Source organism: Halorussus salinisoli (genome assembly GCA_005239435.1).
In the GTDB taxonomy this organism is placed as follows: domain Archaea; phylum Halobacteriota; class Halobacteria; order Halobacteriales; family Haladaptataceae; genus Halorussus; species Halorussus salinisoli.
Window position 1 is genome coordinate 103244 of sequence record SZNP01000001.1, and the last position, 13027, is coordinate 116270.

The 13027-nt window shown below is 65.4% G+C and carries 11 protein-coding genes; 4 read left to right on the forward strand and 7 right to left on the reverse strand.

Annotation, left to right across the window (positions count from 1 at the left end):
* Positions 1-15: 15 nt before the first annotated feature.
* The gene (locus tag E2484_RS05015) at positions 16-879 is read right to left on the reverse strand and encodes a universal stress protein (RefSeq protein WP_137284145.1); all 864 of its coding nucleotides are present in this window, start codon (positions 877-879) and stop codon (positions 16-18) included.
* A 273-nt stretch (positions 880-1152) separates the two neighbouring features.
* Between E2484_RS05015 and E2484_RS05020 the strand changes: the two genes are divergently transcribed.
* The gene (locus E2484_RS05020; protein WP_137284146.1) at positions 1153-1368 is read left to right on the forward strand and encodes a DUF7569 family protein; all 216 of its coding nucleotides are present in this window, start codon (positions 1153-1155) and stop codon (positions 1366-1368) included.
* Positions 1369-1676: 308 nt separating this feature from the next.
* Here E2484_RS05020 and E2484_RS05025 read toward each other — a convergent pair whose 3' ends face one another.
* Positions 1677-3743 (reverse strand): S9 family peptidase, encoded by a 2067-nt coding sequence (locus E2484_RS05025; RefSeq protein ID WP_137284147.1) that lies wholly within the window; start codon positions 3741-3743, stop codon positions 1677-1679.
* A gap of 278 nt (positions 3744-4021) precedes the next feature.
* Between E2484_RS05025 and E2484_RS05030 the strand changes: the two genes are divergently transcribed.
* The 3 genes from E2484_RS05030 to E2484_RS05040 all read left to right on the forward strand — a co-directional run bounded on the left by E2484_RS05030 (position 4022) and on the right by E2484_RS05040 (position 8349).
* On the forward strand, positions 4022-5068 hold the full coding sequence (locus tag E2484_RS05030) for a TAXI family TRAP transporter solute-binding subunit (RefSeq protein ID WP_137284148.1): 1047 nt from the start codon (positions 4022-4024) through the stop codon (positions 5066-5068).
* A 112-nt stretch (positions 5069-5180) separates the two neighbouring features.
* Positions 5181-5633: a DUF1850 domain-containing protein gene (locus E2484_RS05035; protein ID WP_170977304.1), complete on the forward strand. Its 453-nt coding sequence runs from the start codon at positions 5181-5183 to the stop codon at positions 5631-5633.
* Between the two features lies 1 nt (position 5634).
* Complete coding sequence (locus E2484_RS05040) at positions 5635-8349, forward strand: TRAP transporter permease (protein ID WP_137284149.1); 2715 nt, start codon at positions 5635-5637, stop codon at positions 8347-8349.
* Between the two features lie 208 nt (positions 8350-8557).
* Here the strand turns inward: E2484_RS05040 and E2484_RS05045 are convergent, their stop codons facing one another.
* The 5 genes from E2484_RS05045 to E2484_RS05065 all read right to left on the reverse strand — a co-directional run bounded on the left by E2484_RS05045 (position 8558) and on the right by E2484_RS05065 (position 12904).
* Positions 8558-9553, reverse strand: a complete 996-nt coding sequence (locus E2484_RS05045; protein ID WP_394347898.1) for an A24 family peptidase — start codon at positions 9551-9553, stop codon at positions 8558-8560.
* Positions 9554-9642: 89 nt separating this feature from the next.
* Complete coding sequence (locus E2484_RS05050) at positions 9643-9903, reverse strand: hypothetical protein (protein WP_137284150.1); 261 nt, start codon at positions 9901-9903, stop codon at positions 9643-9645.
* A gap of 98 nt (positions 9904-10001) precedes the next feature.
* Positions 10002-10391: a ferredoxin Fer gene (gene fer, locus E2484_RS05055; protein WP_137284151.1), complete on the reverse strand. Its 390-nt coding sequence runs from the start codon at positions 10389-10391 to the stop codon at positions 10002-10004.
* Positions 10392-10453: 62 nt separating this feature from the next.
* Positions 10454-11659 (reverse strand): inorganic phosphate transporter, encoded by a 1206-nt coding sequence (locus E2484_RS05060; protein ID WP_137284152.1) that lies wholly within the window; start codon positions 11657-11659, stop codon positions 10454-10456.
* Positions 11660-11767: 108 nt separating this feature from the next.
* On the reverse strand, positions 11768-12904 hold the full coding sequence (locus E2484_RS05065; RefSeq protein ID WP_137284153.1) for an inorganic phosphate transporter: 1137 nt from the start codon (positions 12902-12904) through the stop codon (positions 11768-11770).
* Positions 12905-13027 lie beyond the last annotated feature (123 nt).

A 13027-nucleotide genomic window follows, 5' to 3' on the forward strand; every position in this document is an offset into this window, starting at 1 on the left:
CGAAACTTCCTCGACCTACAACCGGAACACCCGCGACACCAGCGACCCGTCTCCCTTTCGCGCCATGATGACCGTCCCCTCGGCGCGCCGCCCGACTTCCCGCGGCGTCGAACCCACGATGCGCCGCCGAACCGCGCCCGTCCGGGTCGCTCCGAGGACCGTCACGTCGTGGAACTCCGACTCCGCGACGATGACCTCCGGAACGTCGCCCTCCAGGACGGTGGTCTCGACTTCGACGCCGGGGAGCGAGTCTGCCCGTTCGGCGAGCAGGTCGCGGGCCTCGGACTCGTCGCTGGCCGACTCGACGACCCGAAGGAGGTCCACGCGGGCGTCGTTGGAGACTGCAATCGCTCGCGCCACGGACGCGGCGAGTTCGGCGTGCGGACTCCGGGCGACCGGCAGGAGGACGGTCTCGACCTCCCCGGCGAGCGCGCCGATTTTCTCGACCAGCACGTCGCAGTCGGCCCGACGCACGATGCGGTCGACGTTGGTCCCGAGGACCGCGTTCTCCCGGGTTCGCTCCCGCCAACCGATTAGGAGGCCGTCGCAGTCGCGCTCCCGGACTGCCGTGAGGACGCCTCTCGCCACCGACGAAGCGACGAAGAGCTTTCCGGAGACGGGGACGCCCGTACCGGAGGCGACCTCCATCGCGCTGTCGAGCACGGCCTGTCGCTCGCCGCCGAACTCGCGAGTGATGACCTCGTCGGTGAACAGCGCGAACGGCGACTCCTGCGGCGTCGAGATGACGCCGACGACGAACACCTCGCCGTCCCGTTCGCGGGCCACGTCCACCGCCGTCCGGACCAACTGCTCGGCGTGGTCGGGGTTGCCGACCGCGACGGCGATGCGGTAGCGGTCGGCGTCGTCGTCGGTTCCCATCGTCGGTACCACACCCGCCGCGAGGAAAAACGTTCGCGTCGCTCGCCCGTCCGCTTCGAGTGGAACGCTCTCGCTCGCATACCGACGTGTGGTACCCTTTAAGCAATATTTCTACCTTCTAAAGCCGTATCGAGGCATGCCAGGGAAATACAGAACTTTCTACGATTGACCCAGTAACCCCGCCCGACGGGTGATTCGATTCGAAAGCGCCGCTAATCTCGCCGGACCGAACTATCGCCAAAACCTATATGTCCGCCCTACAGACGCCAAAGCATGGCCGACGACGAGGACCCCTGTAACGACTGCGGCGACCCCGTTTCGGACGCGCTGGCGCGCACCGTCCGACTGACAGTGGACCGCTCGCAGATCGATAGCCAACGGCTCTGCCCCGAGTGCTTCGCCGACTGGATAGACCGCTACGAGTCCGAGATGCAACCCGACGACCACCCGGCCGTCGCGGACGCCGACGCGGACATCATCGTGGATTGACCGACTCTCGACGTTCACCGTCCGACGAACCCCTTCGTCTCGACTGGAGAACCGACCGAAGCGGCGTCACCCTCGGCGATAAACCTCCTCACGAAAGCCACCACCACTGTGGAACGTACCGCTCCGGAGCGGTTCGTGTCAATCAGTACCGACGGTCGTCGAACCCCTTCGTTTCGGGTGTAAAACCACGCGACGTCGACGGGATTTTCTGCGTGAGGAACTCTCCCGAAGCCGACCTCTATATAACAAATGTGACTGAAGTGGCGGTCGGGCCGTCGTTTCCTCTCGGCCGAGAGCGCGAACGGTAGCTACTCCTCGTTATCGCCGTCCTCGTCGGCCTCGTCGTCGGCCTCGCTCTCCTCCTCACCCGCCAACAGGCCGTCGTCGCCACGCTCCAGCGCCTTCGGCACGTCGTGGTGGTCGGAGTAGCCGTCGAACCAGCGGACGATGCGTTCGAGGCGATCCACGACGTGGCCGGGGTCGCCGCTTCGGGAGAGTTCGTGGCCCTCGCCCGGGTAGCGCACCAGTCTGGTCTCCACGCCGTTCTTCTTGTAGAGCAGATAGAGCATCTCGGCGTTGTTCACCGGGACGCGGTAGTCGTCGTCGGCGTGGACGAGCAGCGTCGGAGTGTCCACTTCGTCGGCGTAGGCCGCCGGCGACTGCTCCCAGAGGAACTCGGCGTCCTCCGACGGGGTCGTGTCGAAGTCCCACTCGATTAGCTTGAACGCGTCGGTCGAACCGTAGAAACTGTTGAGTTCGTAGACGCCGCGCTGGCTGACCGCGCCGGCGAAGCGGTCGGTGTGGCCGACGACCCACGTCGTCATGTAGCCGCCGTAACTGCCGCCGGTCACGAACATGTTCTCGTCGTCCACGTACTCCCGTCCCGCCACTTCGTCCACGCCAGCCATCACGTCCTCGTAGGCCGGCGGTCCCCACTGGCCGCCTCCGAGCGCGGCCATGAACTCCTCGCCGTACCCCGTCGAACCCCGAGGGTTCGACCAGAAGACGACGTAGCCCCGCGCCGCGAGCAGTTGGAACTCGTGCCACATCATCCCGCTCGTGGTCCACATCGAGTGTGGCCCGCCGTGGATTTCGACCGCGAGGGGGTACTCCTCGCTCGAATCGAAGTCTGGCGGCGTCAGCATCCAGCCCTGGATTTCGTCGCCGGAATCGTTCTCGAAGCGAATCTCCTCCGGTTGGCAGACTGCTCGGTCGTCGAGATACTCGCTATTGACTCGGGTGAGACGCCGGGTCTCCGCGCCGCCCGGCGTCGAGACGAACACGTCGCCTGGGTGGTCCCACTCCGACCGGACGAACGCGATTTTATCCTCGCCGACCGTCGCGTCCTCCACGGTGCCCGCGCCGACCACGCGCTCGGGGTCGGTGCTGGCGTCGGCCGGCGCGCGCCAGACGGAGAACTCTCCCTCGTCGGGCGTCAGGAAGTAGAGGTTCTCGTCGCTCGGTCCCCACTGGACCGACATCGACATGTCCAGCGTCCGGTCCAGCGACTCGGTCGGAGTCGTCACCTCGCCGGTCTCGCGGTCCAGTACCTCGATCTCGGTCTGGCGGAGCGTCGCGTTCTCCTCGGGCGTGTAGGCGTACGCGAGTCGCCCGTCGTTCGCGGCCGCGAGCATCGGCGTCCACCCGGTCGTCTGAGTGACGGTTTCGGTCTCCTCGCCGGTCTCGAGGTCGTACTCCGCGATATCGATGCGGATGTTGTCGTCGGGGTCGCCGGTCCGCCGTGCGCCGTAGTAGAGCGTCGTTTCGTCGGCCCACTCGGGTTCCAGATGGTCGTAGTCGCCGTCGGTGAGGCGTTCTACATCGGCGTCCTCCAGTTCGACCACGTAGACGTGCGAGCGCCGCCCGTCGAAGTACTGCTCCCCGGCCCGGTAGACCATCCGGTCGATGACCCGCGGGTCCGGTTCTTCTGGGTCGAAGTCCTCGCCGTCGAGACCGATATCTCGGCCGTCCTCGCGGTCCTCTTCGGTGGCCTGCTGGACGAACGCGATTCGACTCCCGTCGGGCGACCACGCGAGCCCCGAGACGCCGCCGACCACGTCCGTCACCTGTTGGGCCTCGCCGCCGTCGGTCGGCATCACCCACAACTGGGGCCGGTCGTCGTCCGCGCCGCGAGTGCTGACGAAAGCGAGGCGGTCGCCGCTTGGACTCCACCGAGGTTGGCTGTCCACGCCCTCGGCGACGGTGAACTGCCGGGGTTCATCCCCGCCGACCGGGACCACGTAGACTGTCGCCTCGTACTCGTCGTCTGATTTGGGAACCTTTCGGACGAACGCGACGGACTCGCCGTCGGGCGAGACGCGCGGGTCCTCGACCTGCGCGACGTCGTGGTAATCCGTTGCACGAACTGTCTCCATACGCTTGAGTGCTATGCGACCGGCAATAGGGTTTCGATTCGAATGGTCCGCGCCGGTCCGAAGGACTGTCTAGACAGTAATCCGCGATTTGCCGGACGGAGACGATGTGACGGCGAGCAGTACTGGGCGATTTCCACCGTCTTCGGACGCCAACGTCGGATTGCCGTATTCTCGTTTCGATTATTCCGAAGAATTCCGGCGTTTGAAGGGCGTAACGCGGTGTTTCCACCGAGAAGCGTCGGTAGGTATAATGCCGGTTGACGAATATGACACATTTCATGGTGGGAGACAACAACAGACGAGACGTACTGAAGGGAACAGCGGCCGCCGGTCTCGCGGGACTCCTCGGAGTTACGGGAACCGGCCTCGCGCAGGACCAGGGCCAACGGCTTTCGTGGCACGCCGGCGGGACCGGAGGCACGTACTTCCCGCTCTCGAACGAGTTCAAGACGGTCATCGAGGAGAACACCGACTTCACGATACAGGTCCAATCCACGGGTGCGAGCGTCGAGAACGTCGGGAGCCTCGCTCGCGGGGACGCCGACTTCGCGCTCATCCAGAACGACATTGCGTTCTTCGCGTACAACGGAACCGGTATCGAAGCCTTCCAAGGGGAGGCAATCGAGAGTCTACGGGGCGTAGCAACGCTGTATCCCGAGACAATTCATGTCGTGACCCGGCCGGAAACCGGTATCGAGACTATCGAAGACCTCGAAGGCGCGACCATCAATACGGGCGACCTCGGGAGCGGAACGCAGGTCAACGCGCTTCAGATTCTGGAGACGGTCGGCATCACGACTGACGACTTCGAGGAGCAGAACGCCAGCTTCGCGCAGGCGGCCGACCAGCTACGTGACGGCGACATCGACGCGGCCTTCGTCGTCGGTGGGTGGCCACTCGGTGCTATCGAGGAATTAGCGACGACGACGGACATCTCCATCGTGGAGATATCCGGTGACACCCGCGAGCAGGTACTCGACGCTTCCCCGCTGTTCGCCGAAGACGAGATTCCAGGTGGGACCTACAGCGGCGTGGACGAGGACGTGCCGACGGTCTCGGTGCAGGCGATGATAGCGACCAACCAGGATCTGTCGGCCGACACGGTCGAGTCGGTCACGCGGGCCATCTTCGAGAACACGGACGCCCTGACCATCAAGGCCGACTTCATCAGCGAGGACACCGCACTCGATGGCATGTCCATCCCACTCCATCCGGGTGCCAGAGCCGTCTTCGGTCCCGCGACGACCGAGGCACCGACCGGCAACGAGACCGACACGGGCAACGAAACTGACACCGGGATGACGGAGACGACGACAGAAAGCTGAAACTGTGACCCGACTCCCGATTCTGGTCGGTGCGTGCCTGCTGGTGGCGTCGGTCGTCGGTTTCGGGGTGTTCGCCGGTGAACTAACTGCAGGTGAGCGGTCGCCGGACGCGGTGGCCGACGACCAGCGACCGCTGGAGGTCGACGAGAGCCAGCGACTGCTGGTGGTCGAGGACGTGGAGACAGGTGAACGTCTGCTCGCAGTCCCGGTCTCGGAGGGAACGACGGTCGCGCTGAACTACACTCACAGCGTCGAGAAGACCCCCGTGTTGGACGTGTACGAGGTCAACGGGACGCGACTGGAGATGGTCCGGATGGAGTTTCGCTCCTACGGCGCGGGCCTCCCGTCTCGGGCGGACGTGAACGTGACCGACGACGGGACCTTCGTCTTCGACCCCGAGGGTAGCTACGAGCAGCTCTACGTCAAACCCGGCACGATTGCGGGCCACGAACTGATAGTCGGCGACCGGACGTTCGACCTCGTGGCGCTGTCGGACGCTCGTTCGGTCAACGTCTACGTCGCAAACCGGTCCTCGCCCGAAACGGCTCCCTCTTCCATACTCTGACATGAGCGTAGACGATTCCATCGACGACGAGGTTATTCCGGAGGAAAAGCGACAGGAACTCATCGAGGAACTGGAGCGCCAGCGCTCGCTTCGGGGCTGGATGGCGCTCGCGGTCTCGATAATCGGTATCTCGTTCTCGGCGTTCCAGATGTGGCTGGCGGCCCGTGGCTTCGTCTTCGAGGCGACGCTCCCGGTCGTCGGGACGGTCGAACTCGCGGCGCTCCAGTTGTTGCAGATAAACGCGATTCACGTCTGTTTCGCGCTGGTGCTGACCTTCCTGCTGTTTCCGCCGACGATGGGCGACGGGTTCCTCTCGCGCCGTCTCGCTCGTCTAGTCCCGGAGACGCGAGAGCGATTCGGTGCGGACAGTCCCGTCACACGCGCAGTCGAGGGCGTCCGCGGGGCGGTCCGCTGGGCCGTCATGGACCCCGAGCGTCGGCGAGTCACCCCCGTGGACTGGATACTCGTCCTGTTCTCGTTCCTCGCGGCGGCGTACATGATAACCGACTTCGGAGAGATTCGGCGGATGCGGGCGCTCGGCCTCGGTATCGGGAGCACGATAGACGAGGTGTACCCCTTCCTCGACCCCGTGACCGACCTGTTCTCGATCCTCGGGATTCCGCTGAACGATACCTCGTACGCCTTCGTTCTGGGGACCGTCGGCGTCCTTCTCGTGCTGGAGGCGACCCGGCGGGCGCTGGGCCTGTACCTGATGCTCATCGTCACGTCGTTCATCGTCTACGCGCGGTGGGGGTACCTCATCCCGCTGGACGCCCCGTACGTCGGGGTCCTCTCCATCACGCCGCTGGGGTGGGACTCGATTATCCAGAACCTCTGGTACAACACCGAGAACGGCGTGTTCGGGATTCCGGTCACGGTCAGCGTCCGGTTCATCTACATCTTCATCCTGTTCGGGGCGTTCCTCGAGATGAGCGGTGCGGGCAAGTGGTTCATCGACCTCGCGTACTCGGCGACCGGCGAGCGCCGGGGCGGTCCCGCGAAGGCCAGTATCATCGCCAGCGGCTTCATGGGGACCATCAGTGGCTCTTCGATTGCGAACACCGTCACCACGGGCGCGTTCACGATTCCGCTGATGAAGCGGTCGGGCTACAGCCCCGAGTTCTCTGGTGCGGTCGAGTCGTCGGCGTCGTCGGGCGGCCAGATTCTCCCGCCAGTGATGGGTGCGGCCGCGTTCCTCATCGTGGAGTACACGCTGACGCCGTTCCGCGACGTGATAATGGCGGCCGCGATTCCCGCGGTCGTGTTCTTCTTCGGCGTCTGGGTGATGGTCGATCTCGAAGCGTCGAAGCGAAACATCGGTGGCCTGTCGCCCGACGAAATCGTGTCGTGGGTGCCCCACCTCCGGCGCGGGTGGTTCTACCTCGTGCCGCTCGTACTGTTGCTCTACTACCTCATCGTCGAGCGCCTGTCGGTCGCGCGCTCGGCGTGGTTCACGTTGGTCGCCATCGCGGCGCTCATCGCGCTCGTGGTGGCCTACGACGAGGAGATTCGGGTCCCTCTGCTCGGGACGATCACGGCGCTGTTCGTGCTGGAGGCGGCGAGCTTTCTGACCACCGGGGCGGGGATAATCGAGGCCCTCACGGGAGGGGCACCGGGCGAAGGGGTGGCTCCGGTCGCGGCGGTACTCGCTGCGACCGGAAAACTCGGCTGGATGACGCTGGCGGTCAGTCTCGTCACGATGCTCCTCCGGCCTCACGCCGACGCGCCACTGCTCGACTTCGACGCGCAGGTCGATCACGCAGTGGCCACGACAGCCAACGCACTCCGGCGGCCACGACTCTCCGAGAATCGGCCGTTCCAGTTCGGGAGCTTCATCCTGAAGTCGATGGACGCTGGTGCGCGAACCGCGACGACCGTCGTCGTCGCGGTCGCGGCCGCGGGCATCATTCCGGGCGTCATCAGCGTGAGCGGCCTCGGGCCGAATCTGACCGCGCTCATCCGCTCCATCGCGGGCGGTTCCATCGTCATCCTACTGGTGTTGACCGCGGTTTCGTCCATCATCCTCGGGATGGGGATGCCCACGACCGTGACCTACATCATCCTCGTCTCGATGCTCGGCCCGGCCATCAGCGAGATCGGGGGCATCCCGATTCTCGCGGCTCACCTGTTCATCCTCTACTTCGGCGTCATCGCGGACATCACGCCCCCGGTCGCGGTGGCGGCCTACGCCGCCTCCGGCATCGCCAAGTCCGATCAGTTCGAGACGGGGGTAAAGGCGTTCTCGCTGTCGCTGAACAAGGCCATCGTCCCCTTCGCGTTCGTGCTGACCCCCGGTATCCTCCTGCTCCGCGGGACGGGAACCGGCGAAGAGGTGGCGGTCATCGGCTTCTCCGACGTGGCCGACGTAGGCTACTTCGTACCGGAGGTCGTGATTCCAGTGGTCGGGGTGTTCGTCGGCGTCGTCGCGCTCGGCGCGACCGTCATCGCGTACCTCTACACCGACGTAAACAGACTCGGCCGCGCGGGGTTCGCGGTGGCCGCGCTGCTGCTGATGGCTCCGCTCTTGCTGTTCAACTCCGCCACGAGTCTGCTGTCACTGGTCGGCGTCACCACGGAACTCTCTCCGGGCGTCTTCGACCTCCTGTTCCGGGCCGTCGGTGGCGTCCTGTTCGGGGCGCTCGTCCTGCGGAACCGACGGCGAGCGGACACCGAGCGGGCGGCCGAACCCGGCGAGGAAGCGACTGAAGCGGCCTAGTCGAAGGCGACGGATGCGCGGTTCGAGGATTTCTCGGGGTCGCCTTCGCGAACGGAACGTCGGTTTCTGAACCGTGAGACAATTATACAGTTATGCTACAGAAATATACTATTTTCTAAGAGAAACAGAAATCATTCTCCGTGTCCCCGAAAGACGACGCCGTTCTCGAACCCGCTCGGTCCAACTTACGAACGGGACGTTCTCACCCTCACGCGAGACCGAAGAAAGCTATCGCGCCGAACAGCAGGTCGCCGTAGGTCAGCGCCACGGCGGTCCCGACGAACAGCGGCACGACGAACGGGATGCCGGGCGAGACCCAGACGCGCTCCTCGCGGGTCAACACGTCCAGTCCGTCGCGCAGGCCCTCGGGGGTCGTCCCGTACGCGCCGTGGTCGATGTCCGCGAGGAACGCCGCCGCGCCCCACGGGTCGTCGACGGGCGCGTCTTCGTCCGGGATAGCTTCGGCCGCGCCGCCGTCCGCTCGCACTTCGACCGCCGCGCCGTCGCCCGGCGGATTCGGTTCCGCTGGAAGGGTCGCCGGGTCTCGGAGGTGGTCGGCGCGCTCACGCAGGTCGGCCAGCGTCAGGCCGCGCCACCGGAGGTACATCCGCACCGCGTCCAGGTCTACGCCGTTGCGGGTCACGCCGTCGGGCGTCTCCAGCAGGCGACCGTGTTCATCGGGCACGTCGTCCCACCGAACCGGCTTGCCGACCACCATCACCGACGAGAACCGTCCGGCGGCCGCGTTGCGCGCGAAGACCGCGAGCGGGTAGAGCGCGCCGAGCAGGACCGTGTTCGTCAGGACGGTCAGCGAGAACACGCCGACCGCGGTCTGCTGGTGGGGAAGCACCCATCCGAGGACCTCGTAGGTCGGATACGTGGGGAAGAGCGCGGCGATCACGAGGAACGCCTTGGCGTCCGCACCGCCGAACGCGCGGAACCACCAGAACGCGAGTACCAGCGGCGCGACGAAGCCGAGGCTAATCGCCGCCCGGAGCGCGAACGCGCGCGTCTCGTACGGCGTTCCGGTCCACGCCTGCCAGCCCTCTACCGCCAGCAGGACGATCGCGAGCGCGGCGAGCGGGTACCACGTCCGGTTGGGCACTCGGCGGGTCTTCACGTCCCGCCACGCGGCCCACCCGAAGACGGGGACGACGAGTAGTCTGAGTAAGTCGGGTATCGAGGCGTCGATTGGGGTAGACACGGCGAGTAGTTCTCCGTGAGCGAGGTTTGTTTCGGCTTCCTATATAAATGTAAGAGGAGAGGCCGAGAAGCCGTGCGGTGACCTGGCGTTTACGCGTCTTCGTCGACCGCGTGAATCGCGTCTAATCGCCACGACGGGCCAGTTCCGTCGGCTTCCACGAGCGTTGCCTCTACGGTGGCCGACGAATCCGACAGTCGCTCGAACAAGTTCGCGTCGTCTTCCGGTAGCGAGATGGCGACGTACTGGTCGTCCGAACTCCGGAGGACGACTTCGCGCTCTACGGCGTCGAAGTTCCAGACGCGGAAGGTATCCCGCATCGTTCGGGTCGAATTCTCGGGGCTGTCCGTCATCTATCGTGAGGACGTTACCGAACCTCGTAAAAGAACTGTCGGCGAGTGCTGGGGCTATCCGGCGGCACTGGCGCAAAAAATCGAACCGCGAACCCGGTCTATATGACGCGGTTCTGGAGGTAGTCGAGGTGCTTGGCGTTGTAGACGATCTTGACCTCGTCCGTCGCAGCGCTACCGATGCAGGTCAGGCGGACGTTCTTCTCTTCGACCTCCTCGTCGGAGAGAATCTGCTGCATGTCCATGTCGATTTCGCCCTCTTTGACGATGGCTGCGCAGTTCGCACAGGCACCGGCGCGGCACGAGAAGGGCCAGTCGTAGCCCTGTGCCTCGGCGGCTTCGAGGATGTACTCGCCCTCGGCGACGTCGAGACTACCGTAGTCCTCGTCGTCGAGGCCCGCGTCGGCGGCCTCCTCGAAGAGGTCGTCGTCGTCCATGTCCCAGCCCTGGTCGTCCAGCACTTCGTAATTGAGGTATTCTACGGTTGGCATCAGACGATGGTTCGGCCGCGACATGGTTAGTAGTTATTGTTTCCCCCCGAGAAACCCGGATGCTACTGATAAATCGGGAAGAACTCGAAGAGGAGGAACGACGCCATCGCCGAGATGCTCGGGGTCAGAATCCAGAGCATGATGACCCGGCCGGTCGAGGACGGGTCGAACAGGTCCTTGGTCTGGAGTTCGTCGGGGTCCTCCTCACCGATTTTCTGGACCTCGTCTTCGGGTTCGGCGGTGAGGGCGTTGACCGACATCTTCGACTCGCCCTCGTCCGGCCCGCCGCCGTCTTGGCCCTCGCCGCGAACCGCGACGGCCGCGGCGTCTCTGACCCTGACCGCTCGGGTCGCCCGACCCCACCCGAGACCGATGATGCACATCGTCGCGCTGACCGCGAGGCTGGCGGGGATGCCCAGCACCGACAGGAAGGTGATGAGCGACGCCGAGACTACTTCCACGATGAGCGCGGCCAACAGCGGCAGGTCGGTGAGGTCGTTGCCCACGGTGTCGAGGGTCCGGCGCGCGATGGTGAACGCGCCGAGGCCGATGGCACCCGCGGCGAGGAAGATACCCTGATTGATTCCCAACTCGCCGCTTCCGACGAGCGGGGCGACGGCGTTCGCCACGTTGCTCGCGCCCGCCGAGAACGCCATGTAACAGCCGATGACGACGACGAGGACGCTACTGACGAGTTCGCGGCGATTCGTCGTCGCGCTCGGGACTGGATACGGAATCGACGCCACGCGGCCGTACTCGAACAGCGGTCCCTCCGACCGGTCGATGCGGAACCACACGTCGAGGTAGGGGTAGAGGTAGCGTCCGATGACCGCACAGACCCAGAAGGCGACGATGGGAGCGACCAGCCACCACGAGACGATCTGGCCCATCACGCCCCAGTCGATGTCGCCCGCCGCGACGCCGAGTCCGGCGATAGCGCCGACGGCGGTCATCGAGGTGGAGGCGGGGACGCCGAACAGGTTCGAGACGAGCAGCGCCAGTCCGACGAAGAAGAGGACGCCCACGCTCGCGGGAAGCGTGAACAGTGCCGAGGGGACGATTTTGCCGCCCATCGTCGCCACGACGTTCCGTCCGACGGTCCACCCGCCCAGCAACGCGAAACTCGCCATCAGACCCGCCGCGCCGAGTTTCGAGAGGACGCCACTTCCGACTGCGGGACCGAACGCGACACCGGTCGAGGAACCACCGATGTTGAAACCGACGAAGACTGCGACCGCGAGACCGACGAGGAGGAGTACGCTAATCACAGGTGTACGAACGCGCGACGGAGGTTAAATCGTATCGATTCGTTGACTCGGAGCCCCGCTCACACCACCGACATCGGGAGCCTGAGCGTCAGCTCCACCGACAGTCCGTCAAATCGGCACGTACCGGAAGACGACGTACGCGACGACGGTCGCCACGGCGGGGACGAGGTTCTGAAGCAGGACGACCCTCGCGGTGGTCGCTGGCTGGTAGAGTTCGGCCGCGGACGGCGAGTCGTCGGTGACGATGGGCGCGTCGGCGCTCTCGGCCGGGACGCCGACGCTCGACGCGGGAACCTGTGGCGAGTCGGGAACTGCGTCGGCGACCGTGGCGCGACCCCAGCCGAGACCGACCACGCTCATCGTGGCGATGACGACGAAACTCGCGGGGACGCCGAGCGCCGACAGGACCGTGACGATGGACGCGCTGACGGTGGCGACCACGAGCGCGGCGACCAACGGGAGGTCGGTGAGGTCGTTGCCCACGGTGTCGAGGGTTCGTCGCGCGATGGTGAACGCGCCGATTGCGGTCGCTCCGGCCGCCAGCAGGATGCCCTCGTTCATCGAAATCGCGCCGTTGCCGACGAGCGGGGCGACGGCGTTCGCCACGTTGCTCGCGCCCGCCGAGAACGCCATGTAGCAACCGATGCCCACGACCAGGAGCGTCCCGACGAACTCCCGCTGGGTGGTGTTCGGGCCGAGTTCGAAAGCGGGCACGGTGCCCGACCTATCGACGGTTACGAGGGGACCGTCGCTCCTGTCGATGGCGATTCGGTCCACGAGTCGGTCGTACCAGTAGCGTCCGACGACCGCGCTGACCCAGAAGCCGATGATCGGAGCGACCAGCCACCAGCCGACGATTTCGACGACGGCGTCGACCTTCAACTGACCGATGGCCAGCCCCAATCCGACGATGGCTCCGACGGCGGTCATCGAGGTGGAGGCGGGGACGCCGAACACGTTTCCGGCGAACAGCGCCAGTCCGACGAACAGGAGGACGGCGATGCTCACCTCCATCGTGAACGGGTCGCCCGCGACGAGTCCCTGCCCGAGGGTGTCGACGACTCGGCGACCGAGGGTCCACCCACCGATCAGGAAGAAGACGGTCATCAGTCCGGCCGCGCCGAGTTTCGAGACGGCCCCGCTTCCGACCGCCGGACCGAACGCGACGCCCGTGTTCGACCCGCCGATGTTGAACCCGACGAAGATGGCGACGACGACGCCGACGAGGAGGAGGGCACTACTCACGACACGCTCTTCGGACGAATTCTATTTAAAAGATGCCGAAAGCTGCCGCCGGAGGCGGCGTTTTCGGAGCTTCGAATCGAAGGCCCGGCAAAAGGTACAGGCGGAGAAAGGGTTATCCCCGCG

Coding starts and splice junctions, on each gene's coding strand:
- E2484_RS05015 (WP_137284145.1), bottom strand. CDS start 879: ATGGGAACCGACGACGACGCCGACCGCTACCGCATCGCCGTCGCGGTC.
- E2484_RS05020 (WP_137284146.1), top strand. CDS start 1,153: ATGGCCGACGACGAGGACCCCTGTAACGACTGCGGCGACCCCGTTTCG.
- E2484_RS05025 (WP_137284147.1), bottom strand. CDS start 3,743: ATGGAGACAGTTCGTGCAACGGATTACCACGACGTCGCGCAGGTCGAG.
- E2484_RS05030 (WP_137284148.1), top strand. CDS start 4,022: ATGGTGGGAGACAACAACAGACGAGACGTACTGAAGGGAACAGCGGCC.
- E2484_RS05040 (WP_137284149.1), top strand. CDS start 5,635: ATGAGCGTAGACGATTCCATCGACGACGAGGTTATTCCGGAGGAAAAG.
- E2484_RS05050 (WP_137284150.1), bottom strand. CDS start 9,903: ATGACGGACAGCCCCGAGAATTCGACCCGAACGATGCGGGATACCTTC.
- fer (WP_137284151.1), bottom strand. CDS start 10,391: ATGCCAACCGTAGAATACCTCAATTACGAAGTGCTGGACGACCAGGGC.